20 protein-coding genes are annotated in these 21,424 nt (G+C 59.9%); 11 read left to right on the top strand and 9 right to left on the bottom strand.

Annotated features, from left to right (window positions below):
• Positions 1-273 precede the first annotated feature (273 nt).
• Both ACA052_RS28050 and rsd read left to right on the top strand, forming a co-directional pair.
• Positions 274-729, top strand: a complete 456-nt coding sequence (locus tag ACA052_RS28050) for a disulfide bond formation protein B (protein ID WP_497647706.1) — start codon at positions 274-276, stop codon at positions 727-729.
• 177 nt (positions 730-906) lie between these two features.
• Positions 907-1,365, top strand: a complete 459-nt coding sequence (rsd, locus tag ACA052_RS28045; RefSeq protein WP_201116492.1) for a sigma D regulator — start codon at positions 907-909, stop codon at positions 1,363-1,365.
• 58 nt (positions 1,366-1,423) lie between these two features.
• Here the strand turns inward: rsd and ACA052_RS28040 are convergent, their stop codons facing one another.
• Complete coding sequence (locus ACA052_RS28040; protein WP_497647705.1) at positions 1,424-2,089, bottom strand: FKBP-type peptidyl-prolyl cis-trans isomerase; 666 nt, start codon at positions 2,087-2,089, stop codon at positions 1,424-1,426.
• A 192-nt stretch (positions 2,090-2,281) separates the two neighbouring features.
• Between ACA052_RS28040 and ACA052_RS28035 the strand changes: the two genes are divergently transcribed.
• Complete coding sequence (locus tag ACA052_RS28035) at positions 2,282-3,421, top strand: AlgP family protein (RefSeq protein ID WP_497647704.1); 1,140 nt, start codon at positions 2,282-2,284, stop codon at positions 3,419-3,421.
• On the opposite strand, the gene ACA052_RS28030 is transcribed toward ACA052_RS28035, so the two are convergent.
• On the bottom strand, positions 3,418-3,882 hold the full coding sequence (locus ACA052_RS28030; RefSeq protein ID WP_497647703.1) for a TIGR02444 family protein: 465 nt from the start codon (positions 3,880-3,882) through the stop codon (positions 3,418-3,420). The genes ACA052_RS28035 and ACA052_RS28030 overlap by 4 nt on opposite strands.
• 50 nt (positions 3,883-3,932) lie before the next feature.
• Between ACA052_RS28030 and ACA052_RS28025 the strand changes: the two genes are divergently transcribed.
• The 3 genes from ACA052_RS28025 (at position 3,933) to ACA052_RS28015 (ending at position 7,247) form a co-directional block, all read left to right on the top strand.
• Positions 3,933-5,843, top strand: a complete 1,911-nt coding sequence (locus ACA052_RS28025) for an ATP-binding cassette domain-containing protein (protein WP_497647702.1) — start codon at positions 3,933-3,935, stop codon at positions 5,841-5,843.
• Positions 5,843-6,424 (top strand): mechanosensitive ion channel domain-containing protein, encoded by a 582-nt coding sequence (locus ACA052_RS28020; protein WP_497647701.1) that lies wholly within the window; start codon positions 5,843-5,845, stop codon positions 6,422-6,424. The genes ACA052_RS28025 and ACA052_RS28020 overlap by 1 nt, the downstream gene beginning before the upstream one ends.
• Positions 6,425-6,614: 190 nt before the next feature.
• Entirely contained in the window at positions 6,615-7,247 is a 633-nt protein-coding gene (locus tag ACA052_RS28015; protein WP_497647700.1) for a LysE family transporter, read from the top strand.
• Between the two features lie 227 nt (positions 7,248-7,474).
• On the opposite strand, the gene ACA052_RS28010 is transcribed toward ACA052_RS28015, so the two are convergent.
• The 4 genes from ACA052_RS28010 to ACA052_RS27995 are packed head-to-tail and all read right to left on the bottom strand — an operon-like array spanning position 7,475 to position 10,628.
• The gene (locus tag ACA052_RS28010; protein WP_497647699.1) at positions 7,475-8,218 is read right to left on the bottom strand and encodes a penicillin-binding protein activator LpoB; all 744 of its coding nucleotides are present in this window, start codon (positions 8,216-8,218) and stop codon (positions 7,475-7,477) included.
• 3 nt (positions 8,219-8,221) lie between these two features.
• Positions 8,222-8,809, bottom strand: a complete 588-nt coding sequence (lpoB, locus tag ACA052_RS28005) for a penicillin-binding protein activator LpoB (RefSeq protein WP_497647698.1) — start codon at positions 8,807-8,809, stop codon at positions 8,222-8,224.
• A 34-nt stretch (positions 8,810-8,843) separates the two neighbouring features.
• The gene (locus ACA052_RS28000; RefSeq protein ID WP_017341417.1) at positions 8,844-9,215 is read right to left on the bottom strand and encodes a YcfL family putative periplasmic lipoprotein; all 372 of its coding nucleotides are present in this window, start codon (positions 9,213-9,215) and stop codon (positions 8,844-8,846) included.
• Positions 9,216-9,230: 15 nt separating this feature from the next.
• Positions 9,231-10,628: a COG3014 family protein gene (locus ACA052_RS27995; RefSeq protein ID WP_497647697.1), complete on the bottom strand. Its 1,398-nt coding sequence runs from the start codon at positions 10,626-10,628 to the stop codon at positions 9,231-9,233.
• A 329-nt stretch (positions 10,629-10,957) separates the two neighbouring features.
• Here ACA052_RS27995 and ACA052_RS27990 point away from each other — a divergent pair, with 329 nt between their 5' ends.
• Both ACA052_RS27990 and ACA052_RS27985 read left to right on the top strand, forming a co-directional pair.
• Positions 10,958-12,856: an FTR1 family protein gene (locus ACA052_RS27990; protein WP_497647696.1), complete on the top strand. Its 1,899-nt coding sequence runs from the start codon at positions 10,958-10,960 to the stop codon at positions 12,854-12,856.
• Between the two features lie 113 nt (positions 12,857-12,969).
• Positions 12,970-13,425 carry a YaiI/YqxD family protein gene (locus ACA052_RS27985; protein WP_497647695.1) on the top strand — a complete coding sequence of 152 codons (456 nt, stop codon included), beginning with the start codon at positions 12,970-12,972 and terminating at the stop codon, positions 13,423-13,425.
• A gap of 113 nt (positions 13,426-13,538) precedes the next feature.
• On the opposite strand, the gene elbB is transcribed toward ACA052_RS27985, so the two are convergent.
• Positions 13,539-14,207, bottom strand: a complete 669-nt coding sequence (gene elbB / locus ACA052_RS27980; protein WP_497647694.1) for an isoprenoid biosynthesis glyoxalase ElbB — start codon at positions 14,205-14,207, stop codon at positions 13,539-13,541.
• A 115-nt stretch (positions 14,208-14,322) separates the two neighbouring features.
• Here elbB and ACA052_RS27975 point away from each other — a divergent pair, with 115 nt between their 5' ends.
• Positions 14,323-15,558, top strand: coding sequence for a sterol desaturase family protein (locus ACA052_RS27975; RefSeq protein WP_497647693.1), 1,236 nt, complete (start codon positions 14,323-14,325; stop codon positions 15,556-15,558).
• Here the strand turns inward: ACA052_RS27975 and ACA052_RS27970 are convergent.
• Complete coding sequence (locus tag ACA052_RS27970; protein WP_497647692.1) at positions 15,539-16,165, bottom strand: DedA family protein; 627 nt, start codon at positions 16,163-16,165, stop codon at positions 15,539-15,541. The two genes, ACA052_RS27975 and ACA052_RS27970, sit on opposite strands and share 20 nt — an antisense overlap.
• A 208-nt stretch (positions 16,166-16,373) precedes the next feature.
• On the opposite strand from ACA052_RS27970, the gene hemB reads away from it, so the two are divergent.
• On the top strand, positions 16,374-17,387 hold the full coding sequence (hemB, locus tag ACA052_RS27965) for a porphobilinogen synthase (protein ID WP_222588946.1): 1,014 nt from the start codon (positions 16,374-16,376) through the stop codon (positions 17,385-17,387).
• Between the two features lie 18 nt (positions 17,388-17,405).
• Positions 17,406-19,628: a polyphosphate kinase 1 gene (gene ppk1 / locus ACA052_RS27960; RefSeq protein WP_497647691.1), complete on the top strand. Its 2,223-nt coding sequence runs from the start codon at positions 17,406-17,408 to the stop codon at positions 19,626-19,628.
• A gap of 256 nt (positions 19,629-19,884) precedes the next feature.
• On the opposite strand, the gene ppx is transcribed toward ppk1, so the two are convergent.
• A complete protein-coding gene (gene ppx / locus ACA052_RS27955; protein WP_497647690.1) occupies positions 19,885-21,387 on the bottom strand; it encodes an exopolyphosphatase in 1,503 nt (500 codons plus the stop codon).
• Positions 21,388-21,424: the final 37 nt, after the last annotated feature.

The following is a 21,424-nucleotide window of genomic DNA, read 5'->3' as shown; positions in this document are numbered from 1 at the left end:
GTAGGAGCTGTCGCAGGCTGCGATCTTTTGACTGTGTTTTAAAAACCAGATCAAAAGATCGCAGCCTGCGGCAGCTCCTACAGGGTTTGAATGCACTAATTCCTACGCCCGTAATCCGTCCTAGGCATAGTCCTACGTGGGACTACACCTGATCCTCTCGTTTCTGTCGGGATTTCCCTACACTTCTGTTGAAGTGTCCGTGCCGGCCCGCCTTGTAAGGCTGGCACGCTTTCCTCTACCGTAACTGCCTGTCTCAACTGTTACGGAAAAGCCATGTCGTTGGCCTGCTCACGTTCCTTGTTTTTCATGACCTTCATTGCAGGTGCCCTGGCCTTGGGCGTTTCCTATTACCTGGAATATGCCCTGGGCCTCAAGCCGTGTGGCATCTGTTTGTTGCAGCGGGTGTGCCTGGCAATGCTCATCGGTGTCTACCTGACGGCTTCAGTGCACGGACCAGGACGTTTGGGCACGTCCCTGTATTGGTTGCTCGGCCTGTCCTGCAGTCTGGCCGGTACGGTCACGGCGGGCCGTCAGGTGTTGTTGCAGGGTGATCCCGACTGGACAGGGACTTCGTGGACACTGTTCGATTTGAGTATCCCGGAGTGGAGTTTGCTGTTCTTCGTCGCGATGACCCTCCAGGGCGTTTACCAGTCGCTGCGCCCCGTCTGGATCGTTTGTCAGCGACCACTCAGCGGCGAGTCGTCGCACCGGGCACTGGTGGGTGATTAAACACTTGTATGAACTTTATCGCGTGCGTACCTTGAAGCCATTGTCGCGCGGGCATAATCTGGCCCGCACGTGTCATTGGAATTATGTTGCTCGAATGACGCTCTGCCTGGCCGCTTCTTGATCTTCAAGTGGCGACAGGTGTAGAGCAGCATGACCCACAAGGGAAGAGAGATCACCATGCTCGAAAGTTGTCAGAATGCTCAGGAACGTTGGGGTGGAGTGCATCTGCTGATCGATCGCTGGTTGCAGGAGCGTCACGAACTGGTTCGGGCCTATGATGCTCTTGGCGCCAAGCCTGAGGCTCTGGGCGAAGACCGAAAACCGTTGCAGGAATTCTGCGGAGTGCTGGTCGATTACGTGTCTGCCGGGCATTTCGAGATCTACGAACAGCTGACCGGCGAAGCCAAGGCGTTTGGCGACACTCGCGGGTTGGAACTGGCCGAGACGATCTACCCGCGCATCGACGTCATCACCGAGAAGCTGCTCGCGTTCAACGACCTGTGTGATGCGGGTCAATGCGTGGCAGAGAAATTCAAGGAGCTGGGTGGCTTGTTGCACGAACGCTTCGAACTGGAAGACTGCCTGATCGAAGTGCTGCACACCGCTCACAAGGAAGAGGATTCGGTTCAAGCCTGAACCCCTTCCAGCAAAAAGATAAACGGTGCGCTATGCGCGCCGTTTTTCGTTTGTGCGTTTAGCTCGTGGCGCCGCGCAATTCGACTTCGAACACCAGCGGCGTGAACGGCGCGATCAAGTCGCCGGCACCGTCAGCGCCATAGGCTTGAGCCGATGGGATCACCAGGCGCCATTTCGCACCGACGGGCATATTTTGCAGCGCACTGCGCCAGCCAGTGATCACGCTGTCGAGACTGAACCACTGCGGCTGGCTGTTCTGATCGAACACGGTACCGTCCGGAAGGCGACCTACATACAACACCTGGACCTTGCCGTTCGGGCCGGCTTTGGGGCCGGAGCCCGGTGTCAGCTCCGTCAGCAAAATCCCGTCCGCCAACTCACGAACGCCAGGCTTGGCTTTTTCCTCGGTGAGGAAACGTCGCTGTTTTTCGAGTGCGACTTCGCTTTGAGGAACGGCAGGTTGCTCGGCGATCTGTGCTTCGTGCTCCGCCAGAATCTGTTCGATCTGCTCGTCCTTCAGCGCCAAGGGTTTGCCTTGGTAAGCTTGCTGCAAGCCTTCGACCAGCGCCTGCAATTGCAAGTCGGGAACCTCTTGGCGTAGACGTTCACCGAGGCTCGCGCCGAGGCTGTAGGCAAGATCGTGAGCGTCATTTTCCTTGGTTTTTTCGGCAGCGTGAGCCACGGAAAAAAACACGCACAGCGATAAAAAAAGGTAGCGCGACATGGGCACTCTCCGACCTGAGATGCGGGGGATTATGCCAGTGTGAATGTGCTCAACGGTGAACTGGTTTTGCGCAAGCGCAGAAGAATTTCAATCCGTTGCAACGCAGCGCTTTGGATAGTGTCAACATGCCCTAGCGGCGGTAGCAGCAGAGGTCTAGTATGAGCCGCACCCACGTCAGCCAGGAGGTAAACCATGTCGGCCATCAAGAAGCCTGTAAATACCCCGTTGCACTTACTCCAACAACTCTCGGGCAGCCTGCTCGAGCATCTGGAAAACGCTTGTTCCCAAGCCATGGCTGATGCTGAAAAACTGCTCGCCAAACTGGAAAAGCAGCGCGGAAAAGCGCAGGAAAAACTGCACAAATCCCGTACCAAATTGCAGGACGCCGCGGCGGCCGGCAAAGCCAAGGCGCAAACCAAAGCCAAGGATGCAGTGAAGGAGCTTGAGGAGCTGCTCGATGCTCTCAAGGATCGTCAATCCGAAACGCGCAGCTACATTCTGCAACTCAAGCGCGATGCTCAAGAAAGCCTGAAACTGGCCCAGGGCGTCGGTCGTGTACAAGAGGCTGTCGGCAAGGCGTTGTCCCTGCGTTCAGCCAAGCCTGCTGCGGCCCCCGCAAAGAAAGCTGCTGCCAAACCGGCTACTGCAAAAGCACCGGCAAAGCCTGCTGCCAAAGCTCCGGTGAAAGCCGCCGCTAAGCCAACAGCAAAACCAGCGGCGAGAAAACCAGTCGCTGCCAGCGCTGCGAAACCGGCTGCTAAAACGACAGCTGCCAAGCCTGCCGCCGCCAAGCCAGCCACTGCAAAAACGGCTGCTGCAAAACCAGCCGTGGCGAAAACTGCCGCTGCCAAACCTGCTGCGAAAACGGCCGCTAAACCTGCAGCCAAACCAGCTGCGAAAACCGCTGCGGCGAAACCTGCTGCCAAGCCGGCTGCCAAACCTGTCGCGGCTAAAGCTGCTGCAAAACCGGCGGCAAAAACTGCAGCCAAACCCGCTGCAAAACCAGCGGTAAAAGCTGCTGCAAAACCAGCTGCTAAACCGGCAGCAAAACCAGCCGCAAAACCTGCCGCTGCTGCCAAGCCGGCCACCGCGAGCGCAGCCAAACCTGCCGCAGCCAAACCTGCTGCCAAGCCAGTCGCGGCCAAGCCTGCTGCCAAACCAGCGGTGAAAAAGCCTGTTGCCGCCAAGCCTGCCACCGCGCCAGTTGCCAAGCCAGCCAACCCGGCTCCGGTGGCAACGTCTGCTTTAGCAGCAGCCACCTCGACAGCCACGCCAGCGCCAACGCCGGCCGCCGCGTCGATCGCAGCAACCACCCCAACCAGCGCTTCCTAAGTGCCGGTTGCCGCGACGCGCAGCTGATGCAGCGCGTCGCGGTGCAGGTGGGCGGCATCCGCCGCCACACCTTCCAGCCAGGCCGATAGATCGGTCACCTCACACTGCGGCCAACTCTGCGCCGATTGCTCTAGCCGCAACAACAGATGTCGTTCGGCTTCCAACTCCAATGTCTTCACTTGTTCACGCAATCTATTGAGTTCGGCATCCTCTGCCGCGACGGCTTTCCATTGCGTGCGCAAGGCTCGCAGCGGTCGAACGACGTCGGCATCCCAAGGCTCGGCGACGTTGCGAAGTTGCTGCAATCGTTGCTCGTTGCAGGCAACTCCACGCTGTTCCAGCCATAACCCACACAACAGCAGGCACACATTTATGCCCGTCGACTGCAATTGCAGGCACGCATGTTCAACGCCGGGACGGGCGTAAGTGGTCAGGGAAAAGCTCCACAGGTCAGAGGACATAGTGCTACTCGCGCCAGTTGCGAGCGAAGCTGGTAGACTCCGCCGCCATTATGATTCGACTTCAGAACCTGACTTTACAGCGTGGCCCGCAACGTCTGCTAGAAGACGCCGAGCTGACCCTGCACGCCGGCCACAAAGCCGGCCTCATCGGTGCCAACGGCGCCGGCAAATCGAGCCTGTTCGCCTTGCTTCTGGGCGACCTTCACCCGGATTCGGGTGATTGCTTGTTGCCGGCAGACTGGCGCATCGCCCATATGCGCCAGGAGATCGACACCCTCGATCGCGTGGCGGTCGACTACGTGCTCGATGGCGACCTGCGCCTGCGCGAGGTGCAGCGAGACCTCGCCGCAGCGGAAGCAGCCCATGACGGTGCCGCGCAAGCCCGCCTGCACTCGGAACTCGACAGCGCCGACGGTTACACGGCTGACGCCCGGGCCCGCAAATTGTTGGCCGGCCTTGGGTTCACCAATGATCAGATGGATCGGCAGGTAGGAGATTTCTCCGGTGGCTGGCGGATGCGTCTGAACCTGGCGCAGGCGTTGATGTGCCCCTCGGACCTGTTGCTGCTCGACGAGCCGACCAACCACTTGGACCTCGACGCCATCATCTGGCTCGAAGAATGGCTGAAAAGCTACCCCGGCACCTTGATGCTGATTTCCCACGACCGGGACTTCCTCGATGCCGTGGTCGATCATGTGGCTCACGTCGATCAGCGCAAGATCACCCTCTATCGCGGCGGCTACAGCGCCTTCGAACGCGCCCGGGCCGAACGTCTGGCCCAGCAACAGCAAGCGTACGAGAAGCAGCAGGCGCAACGTGCGCACATGGAAAGCTACATCGCCCGGTTCAAGGCCCAGGCCACCAAGGCCCGCCAGGCCCAGAGCCGGATCAAGGCGCTGGAGCGGATGGAAGAGCTGTCCGCCGCCCACGTCGATTCTCCGTTCGACTTCGTGTTTCGCGAGTCGCACAAAATCTCCAGTCCGTTGATTGATATTTCCGACGCTCGCCTGGGTTACGGCGAGCGAGCCGTGCTGGAGAAGGTCAAGCTGCAACTGACCCCCGGCGCACGGATCGGTCTGCTCGGCCCTAACGGTGCGGGTAAATCGACCCTGATCAAAAACCTCGCGGGTGAGCTCGAGCCTTTGTCCGGCCGGCTGACCCGTGGCGAGAACACCGTCGTCGGCTACTTCGCCCAACATCAGCTGGATTCTCTCGACTCCAAGGCGAGCCCGTTGCTGCATATGCAGCGTCTGGCGCCCACCGAGCGCGAGCAGACCCTGCGCGACTTCCTCGGCGGTTTCGACTTCCGTGGTGCCCGGATCGACGAACCCGTGCTGAATTTCTCGGGTGGCGAGAAGGCCCGCCTGGCGTTGGCATTGATCGCCTGGGGCCGGCCGAACCTGTTGCTGCTCGACGAACCCACCAACCACCTGGACCTGGAGATGCGCCTGGCACTGACCATGGCCCTGCAGGAATTCAGTGGCGCGGTATTGGTGGTCTCTCACGATCGTCATTTGCTTAAAAGCACCACCGACAACTTTTACCTGGTGGCGGACGGCAAGGTCGAGGAGTTCGACGGCGACCTCGAGGATTACACCCGCTGGTTGGTGGATTATCGCCAACGCAATGCCCCGGTCAGCAACACCCCGGTCAACCCGGACAAGACCGACAAGAAAGCCCAACGCCAGGCTGCTGCAGCGTTACGTCAGCAACTGGCACCGCACAAGCGCGAGGCCGACAAGCTCGAAGCCGAGTTGGGCAAGCTGCACGAGAAGCTGGCGAAGATCGATGCCAGCCTTGGCGACAGCGATATTTACGAACCGGCGCGCAAGAACGATCTGCGTGACCTGCTGGCCGAACAGGCCAAGCTGAAGGTGCGTGAAGCCGAACTGGAAGAAGCCTGGATGGAAGCCCTGGAACTGCTCGAAAGCATGCAGGCGGAGCTGGAGTCGCTGTCCTGATGGAGGCGTTCAAGCTGCCATTGCCTGCGGTGTGGATCGAGCCGATCTGGCTGGTCGTGCAAATTCTGCTGATTTTGTTGGCCGGTTATTTCACCCAGCGCTTTGTCGCTAAATGCCTGACCCGTCTGGGCGAGCGCTACCCGTTTCCGCCGCAGCTGCTGATGCCGCTGCGTGGCGGCTTGCGCTGGCTGATCATGGGCAGTGCGCTGATTTTCGTGCTGGAACGCCTCGGGGTCTCGGCGACGGTGCTCTGGACTGCGTTGTCGGGCTTCGTCGCGGTAGCAGCGGTGGCGTTTTTCGCCATGTGGAGCGTGCTTTCCAATCTGCTCTGCGCGATCCTGATTTTCACCGTCGGTCCGTTCCGCCTCGGTGACGTGGTCGAGTTGGTGGACACCACCGACAAGCCCGGCGTCAAGGGTCGGGTGGTGGCGATCAACTTGCTCTACACCACGCTGATCGAAGCGGAAGAACTCGGCACTGGCAGCGCCATGGTGCAAGTGCCCAACAGCCTGTTCTTCCAGCGTTCGGTTCGCCGTTGGCGCGGTAGTGATGTGTTCCCTTCGAGCGGGTTTGAAAAGTAGGCCTGGTTGCGACTCAAGCGTTCAAGCAAAAGATCGCAGCCTTCGGCAGCGCCTACAGGGGATCGCATTCCAACGTAGGAGCTGCCGAAGGCTGCGATCTTTTGCTTTTAGCATTGAAAAAAATCGGTAGTCATCCGCCCAAAGCCGCATTAGCTTAGGCATTTGTTACGGGTCTGAGTCGAGGTGTGCGATGGAGCTTCAAACATGGCTGGCGTTTTTTGCCGCCTGCTGGGTGATCAGTCTGTCTCCCGGTGCCGGCGCCATTGCGTCGATGTCCAGCGGTCTGCAATACGGTTTCTGGCGCGGTTACTGGAACGCCCTGGGTCTGCAGGTCGGCCTGGCAGTGCAAATTGCGATCGTCGGCGCCGGCGTCGGCGCAATCCTCACTGCGTCGGCCTCTGCTTTCTATGCGATCAAATGGTTCGGCGTGGCGTATCTGGTTTACCTCGCGGTCAAGCAATGGCGCGCGTTGCCCAGCGACATGAGCGATAACGCAGCGGTGCGTCCGATCGGTAAACCGCTGGTCCTGGTGTTCCGTGGTTTCCTGGTGAACATCAGTAACCCCAAGGCATTGGTGTTCATGCTGGCCGTGTTGCCGCAGTTCATCGATCCCCATGCGCCGCTGCTGGCGCAGTACCTGATCATCGGCGTGACCATGGTCTGCGTCGATCTGATCGTCATGGCCGGTTACACCGGGCTGGCCTCCAAGGTATTGCGTCTGTTGCGCACACCCAAACAGCAAAAACGCATGAACCGTACCTTTGCCGGGTTGTTCATTGGTGCGGCGGCATTTATGGCAACGCTGCGCAAAGCCACGGTGTAATACCTTCAGGCACAAAAAAGGCGACCCTTGGGGTCGCCTTTTTTTTCTGTGGCGAGACCTGTAGCAGCTGGCGAAGCCTGCGTTCGGCTGCGAAGCAGTCGTAAAACCTGAGAACGGGGTCTTCCGGTAACACCGCGTCGCCTGATTTGACGACTGCTACGCAGCCGAACGCAGGCTTCGCCAGCTGCTACAGGTCGCGTTACGGCGTAACTGATTGGCATCAACCTCTAGCGCAGAATGACCGGCGCTGTATCTCGTGGCAGGTTGTTGCGCAACGGAGCTTGCCCTGGCGGCGCCTCACCGCTGCCACCCAGTTGTTGGCTCAGCTGCGCGGCCACGTCTTCACCCAGTGCCTTGGACACGTCACGTACGACTCGCGGGCGGTTGAGCGACACCTTGATATCCCGACCATTCACCAGTTTGGTGTCCTGACCTTCACCCATCGCGGTGAAGGCCGAGGTGATTTCGAAGGTCCGAGTGTTGATCAGGCTGAAGTCCGCCACCAGCGTCAGTCCCAGCACCGCCGAGTGACTGTCGGTATTGGCGAGTTCGGTGACGTCGCGGGTGAAGTCGATATCCGACACGGTGCCGAACAGCACGTAATCGGCGCCCTTGAAGTTGCCGGCCTTGATCCGCTTGATCACGTCGTAGACATCGCCCTTTGACGAAGCTGTGTACGGCGTGCCTTGCACCAGTTGGAACATCCCGGAACGCAGCATCTCGCCCTTGATGTCTCCGGTGAATTTTCGCAATTCGCCCTGCTCGATGTAGCTGCTGGTCGCTTCGATTTCGTTGTAGCTCGAAGAACCACTGGCGCTGTAGCGGTTTGCCTGGAAGTTGCTCTGCGCCGAAACGATGTGGATGTACTGCTCCACTCGCTCCTGGTACGCCAGGTCCGTCACCGCGACTTTAGGGGCCGCTTGCACGCTGAACGCACAAGCCAGGGCCATCAGGCCAATCCATGCGCGCATTGCTTAACGCTCCGTGGTCTTGCGGATCTCTTTTTCGTCCATCCACTCGGCCAGGCCGCTTTCAACATCGATCAATTGCAGGCTGAATTTGTAGAAGACGTCCTTGTAGTCGCTGCTGCGCTTGACGATCGAGCTGATCGAACCTTCAAGACGGTATTTGGCGGCGATCATGTTGCCGGTCTTGGCCACGGTGGCTTTCTTGTACAGGCCGCTCTGGTTTTGCAGCTTGAGCTGGTCGACCTGGCTCTGCATCGCGGTATTGTCGCTGGCGAAGCGGGCGGTGCCGGTCTTCATCAGCTGAGTCTTGATGCTGGTGGTGATCTCACGGGTGTCGATGTATTCGCTGGTCTTGTTCTTCACGTCGTAGACCTGAACCACCGGACGACCCTGCAAAATGCCGGACTGGGCCAGCGAGCGCGTCATGGTTTCAGCAATCATCTGCAAGTCGGTGGAACCGAACTCGTTGGTCACGGTTTCTACAGCCTTGGTGTCGCCGTAACTGATGTTTTTGCTGCCCAGGGTCGGCGAAGTGTTGGCGCAACCGCTGGCCAGAAGGGCAAGAACGGCGATGAACGAAAAGCGTGCAAACATGGGAGTGCTCTCTAGAACTGAACGAATAGGGGGGTTAAGGCGTTTTGATTTCGAGACGGAAATCCACGGCTTTGGCAGTGGGCGCAATCGCCTGGATGAAGCTGGTCTGTTCGCCGTACATCATTTGGCTTTTCCAGGTTTCTTCTTCGGCAATCGGGAAGCCTTCAGGGCCGAGCCAGGCAAAGCGGTAGTAGAAGGTCTTGTTGTTGAAGCTGGTATTGCTCAGCTGCACATTGACCGTCATGAAGCCATTTTCCCGGGCCACGCGCATGGCGCCGACCACGATGTTCTTGAGCTTGCCCATGGCCACGACTTTGCTGGCGGCGCTGCCTGGCTCCGGTGGTGGCGGGGTGGCGCAACCGGCCAGCAAGGCGAGGGCGACGACAGCGATGAGTTTGAAGCGCATCTAAAGACTCCGTTCTTAAGGTTGTTTGAGGCTGGCAACAGCGGTCGGGTTGGCGCTTGGCATCACATGAGCGGCCAGGCCACTGGCGAAGACCTGATTGCCCACGGCGCGCAGGCTGATGACTTGATAGCGTTGCTCAACGGTGACCTTGACCACCGAACCGCCGACCGCATTCGGCAACGTGACCTGGTGTTCGCCTTTCTTCAGGCGCAGGCGCACCACCTGAGTGGTGTCCGGCAGGGTGCGCCAGGTGCGGGTATCGGCACCCTCGAGCACGGCTGAAGTGATGCCGACGGCCAGGCCCGCGAGCGGGTTGGTTTCGTTGATTTTCTTCTGCGCTACACCGCGGCTGACGGCGCGAACGGTGGTGCGCAGAATGATCCCCGGCATGTCGTCACGCAGCGCGCGGCGGGACATGGCGGTGGTGCTGTTGAGTTGGGTCAGGGAGAGCTGCTGACCGTCGACACCAATCTGGGCGAGCGTGGCGGTGGAACTGTCAGGCTTGATGATCGGGAACGAAAGCGGAGTGATCACCACATTGCCGCTGATGGGCAGAGGCAGGGGCACGCGGATCGAATCCCGGGCTGGCGCCAGGCCGCTTTGCACGACGATCAGAATGTCGCTGTCCTCGGCCTTGCCACTTGGCTTGTCGAGATTCTTCAGCGCCTGCTCCAGCAGTGGAGTGTTAGGGCGCAGTTCGACGGCTTTGCGATAACCCGGCGCTGCCAGGTCTTTTTCGCCCAGGGCTTCGTAGACGAAGCCGGCCAGGTAGTGACTGAACGCACTCTGGTAACTGTTTTTCAGGCTGACCACTTCGGGTGCGTCAAGGCTGGCGACCGGGTAACCCTGCAGGTCCTTGTACTCGGTCTTGATGCCTTCTTTCTCGGCTTCCTCTTCGCTCTTGAGGTATTCCTTGTCACGCAGGTCGGCGATCACCGCTTCACGTTCGTGAGTTTTCTTGATCGCGGTGCGTGCGCCATCGAAGTCGTTCACGGCCAGCAGGTTCAGGGCCATCTGCGTGGTCAGCATGACTTTTTCGTAGTCATAGCCTTCGTAACGACGGACCTTGTCATTCACCAGGAAGCTGCCGAACTGGGCGAGGTACTTGCCGGTGTCCAGCTTGACCGCATCTTCCCACTGGCCGACCACCACATCGGCGCTGCCCCAGGCATTCTGGCTGCCGGACAGATCGCCCTTGGCGCGCAGCAGTTCACCTTTTTCGAAGTAATAGAGCAGGTCTTTGTCTGTGCCCGTGTTGTTCTTTTCAAGCAGTGTCAGCGCGGCGTCGACGTTGCCGGTGGCCAGTTGCTGGTTGGTCTGGGCGAGCTCGGAGTCGTAATTGCGAAAGGCTGAACAGCCGGACAGCAAGGTGACGGCGCTGAGCGCAATCACGGTAAAGGCGCGGGATGCCATAGGGGTACTTCTTCCCTGAAAGTAAGCAGCCGCAAATGCTGGTCGGGCTGTTGGAACCTATCGGCGACGGCTGGCGTCCTGCCAATTCCTCATAAGAAGAGGAGCTTCAATGCCCGATCGCAATAACGAGGGCGCGGCATTATAAGCAGGGATGCTGGCTATGTAATGGCTTTTTAATTCCATGTTTTTGCCATGTGCCATTATCCGTCAGGCACGCAAACCACCGGTATAGGCCGCAGAGCGCCGCATCCTCTCGCACAACAAAGCTTGAGTGAAAGTCATTGGGAGGGAACAATGTGTTACTTCGTATTTTCAATTGAGATTCATTGATGACTGCCCCGTCCCGTTTCCTGGCCTGGCTGGTGTTTCCGTTGTTTGCCCTGTGCAGTGTCAATCTGCTGGCCGACACCGTGGAAGGCGCGCCGCAAGCGTTGCATATGCTCGATTACATTGGGGCGGACTACCCTGAGTCAGTGCAAGCGGGCAAGGTCATCGATGAGTCCGACTACCGTGCGCAACTGGCGTCCATAAAAACGTTGCTAGGTGTGATCGCCGCGATGCCGGCCAAGCCGGAGAAAGCGGCGCTGGAACAGGGCGTCAGCACCCTGCGCAATGCAATCGCTACGCGCCAGGAAGGTGCGGACGTCGCTCGCCAGGCCCGGCAACTTGGGGCCAAGCTGGCCGTCGCTTATGAAATCAGCCAAGCGCCGATCATTACGCCGGATCCAACCCGTGGTGCGCCGCTGTACGCTCAACATTGTTCGGTCTGCCACGGTGACGCGGGGGCTGGTGACGGCCCGGCCGGTGTCGGCCTGACGCCGCCTCCGTCCAATCTGCGCGATAGCGCGCGCATGGATCGCCTGAGCCTCTATGCGATCTACAGCACCTTGGGCCTCGGTGTCGAAGGCAGCGACATGCCGGCCTTCGCCGATCAGCTGGATGACCGTCAACGTTGGGACCTGGCCACCTACATCGCCAGCTTCAGCGCCGATCCGACGGCAGCTCAAAGCGAGAAGACCTACAACATCGCCGACCTGGCCCGCCAGACGCCGGCCGAAGTGCAGGCCGCCGAAGGCCCACAGGCCGCAGCGACCTATCGTGCGCAACGCGCCCAGCCGCCGCAGGTCAAGCGTGGCCCGGCGCAGCTCCTCGACTACACCGCGGCAACCCTGGACAAGAGCATCGCAGCCTACCGCGCGGGGGACCATGATCAAGCCTATGACTTGTCGGTAGCGGCGTACCTGGAAGGTTTCGAACTGGTCGAAAGCTCCCTGGACAACGTCGACGCCAACGTGCGCAAAGACACCGAAAAATCGCTGATGGCGTACCGGCAGTCATTGCAGGACGGTTTGCCGGTGGCCCAGGCCCAGCAACGCCTGGACACGGCCAAGGCTAAATTGAAGGAATCCGCCGGCCTGTTGGGCAGCGATGGCTTGAGCTGGTCCTTGAGCTACATTTCCGGCCTGCTGATTCTGCTGCGCGAAGGACTGGAAGCGATTCTGGTCCTGGCGGCGATCCTCGCATTCCTGCGCAACACCGGCCAGCAATCGGCGGTGCGCAGCGTCAACGTCGGTTGGGGCCTGGCGCTAGTGGCCGGGCTGGGAACCTGGGCGCTGGCGGCTTATGTGATCGATGTCAGCGGTTCGCAACGTGAGTTGCTGGAAGGTGCGACGGCGTTGTTTGCCGCGGTCATGGTGCTCTGGCTCGGCGTTTGGATGCACGACCGTCGCCACGCAGCGGCCTGGCAGGATTACATCAAGACCAGCCTGGTGGGTGGCGGTGGACGCTTCGGTTTTGCGACGCTGGCGTTTTTCTCGGTGTATCGCGAATTGTTTGAAGTGATTCTGTTTTACGAAACCCTGTGGTTACAGGCAGGTCCTGCGGGGCATAACGCGGTGCTGGCTGGCGGTGCAACGGCGTTGGTGCTGCTGGTCGGCCTGGCGTGGGTGATTCTGCGTGGTTCGGCGAAACTGCCGCTGTCGTTGTTCTTCAGCATCAACGCCGGCCTGCTGTGCGCGTTGTCGGTGGTGTTTGCCGGGCATGGCGTGAAGGCGTTGCAGGAAGCCGGCATTTTTGGCACCCGGCCGGTGCCGTTCTTTGACTTCGACTGGCTGGGGATTCACGCTGATGCGTATTCATTGAGTGCTCAGGTTGTGGCGATCCTTGCGATCATCGTGCTGTATGGCCGTAGTTGGATGGCTGAGAAGCGGCGGGTGCAGGTTTCCTGACCTGAGTGATCCTTAAAAGATCGCAGCCTGCGGCAGCTCCTACATTTGGAACGCATTCCCTTGTAGGAGCTGCCGCAGACTGCGATCTTTTGCTTTCAAGAGGTAAAAAAACAATGCGTGTCTGGATCGATGCCGACGCCTGCCCACGGGCGGCCAAAGACCTGGTGGTGAAATTCGCCCTGAAGCGCCAGTTTGAAGTGGTGCTGGTGGCGGGGCAGCCGCAGATCAAGCCGGGGCTTTCGTTGGTGAAGCTGATCGTGGTACCGAGTGGCCCGGATGCGGCCGACGATTACCTGGTGGAACACGCCGTTCCCGGTGAACTGGTGATTTGCAGCGACGTTCCACTGGCCGACCGCTTGGTGAAGAAGGGCGTCGCGGCGCTGGACCCGCGCGGCAAGGAGTTCGATGCACAGAACATGGGTGACAGGCTGGCGGTGCGCAACCTGTTCACCGACCTGCGCGAACAAGGCCAGATGAGCGGCGGCCCCGCGCCGTTTGGCGAGCGCGAGAAGCAAGCGTTTGCCAATGCGCTTGACCGGATCCTTACCCGACTGTCCCGCAAAGCCTGAACCCTGTAGGAGCGAGCTTGCTCGCGATAAACCTGAGAACGACGCGGGGTGTCAGGCTCGCCGTGTCATCGTTGACGACCATCGCGAGCGAGCTCGCTCCTACAGGGGACGTGTCAGGCGTCGTTTTCGTGGGTCAGTTCGAGCACTCGGTCGACCATTTTGTTGATACCGGAAGCGGCTTCACTGATGCTCTGCGCCAGCATATAAGCCGGCGTGCTCACCAGTTTGCGAGCCTTGTCTTCAACGATTTCGCTCACGGCGCAATCGGTGTGGGTGGCGCCCATCTTGTTCATGGTGGCGGCGGTCTCGGCATCGTTGCCGATGGTGCAGTTGACGCCCGGTCCATAAATCTTCGCCGCCAGCGCCGGCGAAATGCACATCAACCCGACCGGTTTGCCCGCTTCGGCAAACGCTTCCGCCAACGCCAGGACGTCCGGTTGTACGGTGCAGCCGGCACCTTCGACGGCGAAGTTGGAGAGGTTCTTGGCCGACCCGAACCCGCCAGGAACAATCAGCGCATCGAAGTCTTCGGCGTTCGCTTCGCGGATGTCCTGAATGTTGCCCCGGGCGATCCGCGCCGATTCCACCAGCACGTTGCGCGACTCGGGCATCTGTTCCCCGGTCAGGTGATTGATCACATGCAACTGCGCGACATTGGGGGCGAAACACTGCACCTGGGCACCCCGTTGGTCCAGGCGCAGCAAGGTGATCACGCTTTCATGGATCTCTGCGCCGTCGTACACGCCACAGCCGGAAAGGATCACTGCAATTTTTTTGCTCATGGGTTTTTCTCCAGGTTCATGGCGTTAAATGTCCACTAATTTGTCACTCGTTGCCATAGGGTTAATTCGCGGCTACACCTAGCATCTGTCCTCAAGATTCCGATCAGGGCGCGTCATGGACTTCATTCTGTATGCGGTGCCGTTTTTCTTTGTGTTGATCGCCGTCGAACTGCTGGCCGACCGCTGGCGCGGGGTCAGTAACTATCGGGTGGCAGACGCGATCAACAGCCTCAGCACCGGTGTGCTGTCGACCACCACTGGCCTGTTGACCAAAGGCGTCGGGTTGCTGACCTATGCGTTCGCGTTCAAGCATCTGGCGCTGTTCGAGCTCCCGGCCGACAGCGTTTGGGTCTGGGTGTTCGCCTTCGTGCTCTACGACTTCTGCTACTACTGGCTGCATCGCATGGGCCATGAGCGAAATATCCTCTGGGCTGCGCATTCGGTGCATCACCAGAGCGAGGAATACAACCTCTCCACGGCCCTGCGCCAGACCAGTACCGGTTTCCTGCTGAGCTGGATTTTCTACCTGCCCATGGCCGTGCTCGGCGTGCCGCTGCTGGTGTTCGTGAGCGTCGCCGCGCTCAACTTGCTGTACCAATTCTGGGTGCATACCAAACACATTCCCAAGCTCGGCTGGTTCGAGTGGTTCTTCGTCACGCCGTCCAATCATCGGGCCCACCATGCACAAAACCCTCTCTACATGGATCGCAACTACGGCGGGGTGTTCATTATTTGGGACCGTCTGTTTGGCTCGTTCCAGGAAGAAGATGATAACGAACCGGTGATTTTTGGCGTGACCACGCCGCTGGCGAGCTGGAACCCGCTGTGGGCCAACCTGCAGTTTTATGCACAACTGTGGGATGACGCGAGGCGTGCCGAGAGCAAGTGGGACAAGCTGCGGATCTGGTTCATGCGCACCGGATGGCGGCCGTCGGATGTCGCCGCCAAGTATCCGATGGGTAAACAGGATTTGAGCCAGTTCCGCAAATTCGAAGTGCCGCTGGACGGGCGTCAGCAGCTGTATGTGGCGTTGCAATTCTGCGTCTATATCGCGTTGGGCAGCTATTTGATGAATCTGGAGCAGCATCTGCCGACCGCCGCGTTGATCCTCGGCTGGGGGGCAGTGGCGCTAGGGTTGTTTACGCTCGGCGTGGCTCTGGAGAATCGCCCGTGGGCGTTGAAGCTGGAGCTGGTGCGGCTGGCGTCGAACGTGCCGCTGGTATGGCTGGCGCCGGTGGTTGGCTTGTGGCCGGCCAGCGCAGTGGGTTGGGTCGGTCTGCTCAGTTACAGCCTGCTCAGCGGCATCGGTCTCTACTGTTGCAGAAACCGCGTCACTCGACTGGCGTCTTAGTCTCGTTGGCTTTTTCGGCCTTCAAGGCCTGCTCGTCGGCGTAGATTTTCTTCGCCAGGCGGGCATTCTTGAAGCGCCGACGCAGCCACAGGACAACGCCCAGCACCAGCAGGGCGCCGAGCACCCACAGCTCGTACTTCTTGACACTACCGAGCAAGCCTTCAAGCACCGCGCCGAAGTGATAGGCCGCAGCGGCCAGCGCGGAGGCCCAGATGGCGGCGCCAATCCCGTTAAGCAGCAGGTAACGTCCCGGCGGATAGCCTGACAGGCCGATGGCCACCGGCATCACCGTGCGCAAACCGTAGACAAAACGGAAGCTCAACACCCAGATATCCGGGTGCTTGCGGATATGTTCCAGCGCCCGATCACCCATCATTTGCCAGCGTGGTTTGCGCGCCAGCAACTTGCGGCCGTGCTTGCGCCCCAGGAAGTACCACAGCTGATCGCCGGCATAACTGCCGAAAAAAGCCACGACCACCACCAGGTTGATGTCCATGTATCCACGGAACGCAAGGAAGCCCGCGAGCACCAGAATGGTTTCGCCTTCGAAGAACGTGCCGAGAAAAAGGGCAAAGTAGCCGAAGTCATGCAGAAATTGTTGGAGCATTGTCTGGGTGCTGGCGAAATGAACGCGCAGCCTAACCCTTCGTGCACATTCATGAAAGTGTCCAAATGTGTCTCGACGTGAACATTTCCTACAAGGACAATGGAATGCGGCTACCTGTCGCAGGGGTGCACATAACTGTAATACGACCGTCATAATGGTCGCTTATAACTGTCACGCTCGCCTGCCAGCGCGGGCTCAGGAGTCTGCCGTGAGCTTTACCCCCGCCAACCGTTTGTTTCCAGCTACCCGCCTGCGCCGCAACCGTCGTGATGATTTCTCGCGTCGTCTGGTCCGTGAAAACGTTCTGACGGTCGATGACCTGATCCTGCCGGTGTTTGTGCTCGACGGTGAAAACCGCCGCGAAGCGGTGGCTTCGATGCCGGGCGTCGAACGCCTGACCATCGACCTGTTGCTGGAAGAAGCCGCCAAGTGGGTCGAGCTGGGGATTCCGGCGTTGGCGCTGTTCCCGGTGACCCCGCCAGAACTCAAGTCCCTGGATGCTGCCGAAGCCTGGAACCCTGACGGTATTGCCCAGCGCGCCACCCGTGCCCTGCGTGCGCAATTCCCTGAACTGGGTGTGATCACCGACGTCGCCCTGGACCCGTTCACCACCCACGGCCAGGACGGCATCCTCGACGAAGAAGGCTACGTGCAGAACGACATCACCGTCGACGCACTGGTCAAGCAAGCCCTGTCCCACGCCGAAGCCGGCGCCCAGGTGGTGGCCCCGTCAGACATGATGGACGGTCGCATCCAGGCGATCCGCGAAGCCCTTGAACTGGCCGATCACGTCAACGTGCGGATCATGGCCTATTCGGCGAAGTACGCCAGCGCCTATTACGGCCCGTTCCGCGATGCGGTCGGTTCGGCGCTGAACCTGGGTAAGGCCAACAAGGCCTCCTATCAGATGGACCCGGCCAACAGCAACGAAGCCCTGCATGAAGTGGCGGCGGACTTGTCAGAAGGCGCGGATATGGTCATGGTCAAGCCAGGCATGCCGTATCTGGACATTCTTTACCGGGTCAAAGAAGAATTCAAAGTGCCGACGTTTGTTTATCAAGTTAGCGGCGAATATGCCATGCACATGGCGGCGATCCAGAATGGCTGGTTGAGCGAAGGGGTTATCCTCGAATCCCTGACCGCTTTTAAACGTGCAGGCGCCGATGGCATCCTGACTTATTTTGCCGTCCGTGCCGCCCAATTGTTACGAGAGCAAAAATAGCCCTCCCAGGAACATTCCATGAATACCGAAGGACTCACTGAAGTTGCCGTAAAAGACGCTCAACCCGTGGTAGAGCAAATCGACGAAACCCCGCCGGATGTGGAACCAGCTCCCGCCGCGGTGGTGGCCGAGCCCGCCGCTGCGGCACCGGCGATTGCCATTCCCGGGCTGGATGACAGCAGCCTGTACATCCATCGCGAGCTCTCGCAACTGCAGTTCAATATCCGCGTGCTGGAGCAGGCGCTGGATGAGTCCTACCCGTTGCTGGAGCGGCTGAAGTTTTTGCTGATCTTCTCCAGCAACCTGGACGAGTTCTTCGAAATTCGTGTGGCCGGCCTGAAGAAGCAGATCACCTTCGCCCGTGAACAAGCCGGTGCCGACGGCCTGCAACCGCACCAGGCCCTGGCGCGTATCAGCGAGTTAGTGCACGGTCACGTCGACCGCCAGTACGCGATTCTCAACGACATTCTGTTGCCGGAGCTTGAGAAACATCAGGTCCGCTTCATCCGTCGGCGTCACTGGAACACCAAGATCAAAACCTGGGTCCGCCGCTATTTCCGCGACGAGATCGCGCCGATCATTACCCCGATTGGCCTCGACCCGACGCACCCGTTTCCGTTGCTGGTCAACAAGAGCCTGAACTTCATCGTCGAGCTCGAAGGGATCGACGCCTTCGGTCGCGACTCCGGCCTGGCGATCATCCCGGCGCCGCGTCTGCTGCCGCGTGTCATCAAGCTGCCGGAAGAAGTGGGCGGCCCTGGCGACAACTATGTGTTCCTGTCGTCGATGATCCACGCGCACGCCGATGACCTGTTCCAGGGCATGAAGGTCAAGGGCTGCTACCAGTTCCGCCTGACCCGAAACGCTGACCTTGCAGTCGATACCGAAGATGTAGAAGACCTGGCCCGCGCCCTGCGTGGCGAGTTGTTCTCCCGTCGCTACGGTGACGCGGTGCGCCTGGAAGTCGCCGACACTTGCCCGAAACACCTGTCCGACTACTTGCTCAAGCAGTTCAACCTGCACGAGACCGAGCTGTATCAGGTCAACGGTCCGGTCAACCTGACCCGCCTGTTCAGCATCACGGGCCTGGACAGTCAGCGAGCGCTGCAATACACGCCGTTCACGCCGCAGATCCCGAAACTGCTGCAGAACAGCGAGAACATTTTCAGCGTGATCAGCAAGCAGGACATTCTGCTGCTGCACCCGTTCGAGTCGTTCACCCCGGTGGTCGACCTGCTGCGCCAGGCCGCGAAGGACCCGCATGTGTTGGCGGTCCGGCAGACGCTGTACCGCTCTGGCGCCAACTCGGAAATCGTTGATGCGCTGGTCGACGCCGCGCGTAACGGCAAGGAAGTCACCGCGGTGATTGAATTGCGTGCGCGGTTCGACGAAGAGTCCAACCTGCAACTGGCCAGCCGTCTGCAAGCGGCCGGTGCAGTGGTGATCTACGGCGTGGTCGGCTTCAAGACCCACGCCAAGATGATGCTGATCCTGCGCCGCGAGGCCGGCGAGATCGTGCGTTATGCGCACTTGGGTACCGGCAACTACCACGCCGCCAACGCCCGTCTGTACACCGACTACAGCTTGCTCACGTCAGACGATGCCTTATGCGAGGACGTTGGCAAACTGTTCAGCCAGTTGATCGGCATGGGCAAGACCCTGCGCATGAAGAAGCTGCTGCACGCGCCGTTCACGCTGAAAAAGGGCATGCTCGACATGATTGCCCGCGAAACCCAGTTCGCCCTCGACGGCAAACCGGCGCACATCATCGCCAAGTTCAACTCGCTGACCGATCCGAAGATCATCCGCGCGCTGTACAAGGCCAGCCAATCCGGGGTGCGCATCGATCTGGTGGTGCGCGGCATGTGCTGCCTGCGTCCGGGCATCGCCGGGGTTTCGCACAACATCCACGTGCGTTCGATCATTGGCCGCTTCCTGGAGCACACCCGGGTCTTCTACTTCCTCAATGGCGGGGAAGAGCAAATGTTCCTCTCCAGCGCCGACTGGATGGAGCGCAACCTCGACAAGCGCGTCGAGACTTGCTTCCCCGTGGAAGGCAAGAAGCTGATCATGCGGGTCAAGAAAGAGCTGGAGCTGTATCTCACCGACAACACCCACAGCTGGAGCCTGCAGTCGGACGGTCGTTACATCCGCAACACGCCGACCGGCAACCAGAACCCGCGCAGTGCCCAGGCAACGCTGCTGGAGCGGTTGGGCAGTCCGATTCTGGCAGTGCGTTAACCCGCACAGGGCATAAAAAATGGCGATCCCTGCGGATCGCCATTTTTGTTTTTACCGGACCAAAATCATCCCATTGTTTCTACCGGATCAAAACTTCCCCTGTTTCTACCGGTGCAAATCATTCCCTGTAGGAGCTGCCGAAGGCTGCGATCTTTTGATCTTGCTTTTAAACGATCAAGATCAAAAGATCGCAGCCTGCGGCAGCTCCTACAGGGTATTGCGCAATTAGCGAACGTTCATACAGGGTATTGCGTCATTAGCGGACGTTCAGGGTGAAGCCAACCCGGGTCAGCCATTCCGCTTCGAGGGCGAAGTCGGCCTGGGTCAGCTGGTTTTCGTCCAGCCAGTTTTCCGGGAACAACACATCGAGGCTGTCGCCGTTGGCACGCAGCTCAACCTGTGGCATTTGCTGGGTACCGCGGATGTGGTGGAACAGGATCGCAAAGCGCAGCAACACGCACAGTCGAATCAGCTTGATGCCTTCATCGCCGAAGTCGGCAAACTTGTCCCGAGGAATATTACGGCGGTGGCCACGCACCAGCAGCGCGAGCATCAGCTGGTCTTCGCGGGAGAAACCGGCGAGGTCCGAGTGCTCGATCAGGTAGGCGCCATGCTTGTGGTAGTGATAGTGCGCGATGTCCAGGCCCACTTCATGCACCTTCGCCGCCCAGCCGAGCAATTCGCGCCAGACGCCGTCATCCAGGTCCCAATCCTCGGCCACCTGGTCGAAGGCGTGCAGCGCTTTGCGCTCGACCCGCGCCGCCTGTTCCAGATCAACGTGATAACGCTCCATCAGCGAGCTGAGGGTGCGTTCACGGACGTCTTCGTGGTGATGACGGCCCAACAGGTCGTAGAGCACGCCTTCGCGCAGGGCGCCTTCACAGTGATCCATGCGTTTCAGTTCTAGCGCATCGAAGATGGCTTCGAGAATCGCCAGCCCCGCGGGGAAAATTGCTCGACGATCGGGCTTGATGCCTTCGAAGTCGATCTTCTCGGCGTCACCGAGCTTGATCAGTTTGCGTTTGAGCCAGGCCAGGCCTTCGGCGTTCACTTCACCGGTGCCGTGACCGCCCGCCTTCAGCGCCAGGCCAATGGCGCGAATGGTGCCCGAGGAGCCGATGGCTTCATCCCAGGTCAGGCGATGCAGGGCGTGTTCGATGCTCATGATCTCCAGCCGCGCCGCGGTGTACGCCTGGGCGTAACGGGCCGGGGTGATCTTGCCGTCCTTGAAGTAGCGCTGGGTGAAGCTGACACAGCCCATTTGCAAGCTTTCGCGCAGCAGCGGTTCGAAGCGCTGGCCAATGATGAATTCGGTACTGCCGCCACCGATGTCGGCGACCAGGCGCTTGCCCGGGGTGTCGGCGAGGGTGTGGGAAACGCCGAGGTAAATAAGGCGTGCTTCTTCACGGCCGGAGATGACTTCCACCGGGTGGCCGAGGATTTCTTCGGCGCGGCGGATGAATTCGCCGCGGTTGCGGGCTTCACGCAGGGCGTTGGTGCCGACGATCCGCACGGCGCCGGGCGGCATACCGTTGATCAGTTGGGCAAAACGCTTCAGGCAATCGAGCCCGCGCTGCATGGATTCTTCGCTGAGCTGGCGCTCATCGTCGATGCCGGCGGCCAGCTGAACCTTTTCCCCGAGTCGTTCGAGAATGCGGATTTCGCCGTTCTGGGCCTTGGCCACGACCATGTGAAAGCTGTTGGAGCCCAGGTCGATTGCGGCGATCAGGGACAGATTCTTGGCTTGGGATTGCGGCATGGTCAGGGGGTCTCGGTCGATAACCTCGACATCGTGC

The sequence above is a fragment of the Pseudomonas sp. LBUM1644 genome (genome assembly GCF_059716195.1).
This window is presented reverse-complemented; position numbering and strand designations above follow the sequence as displayed.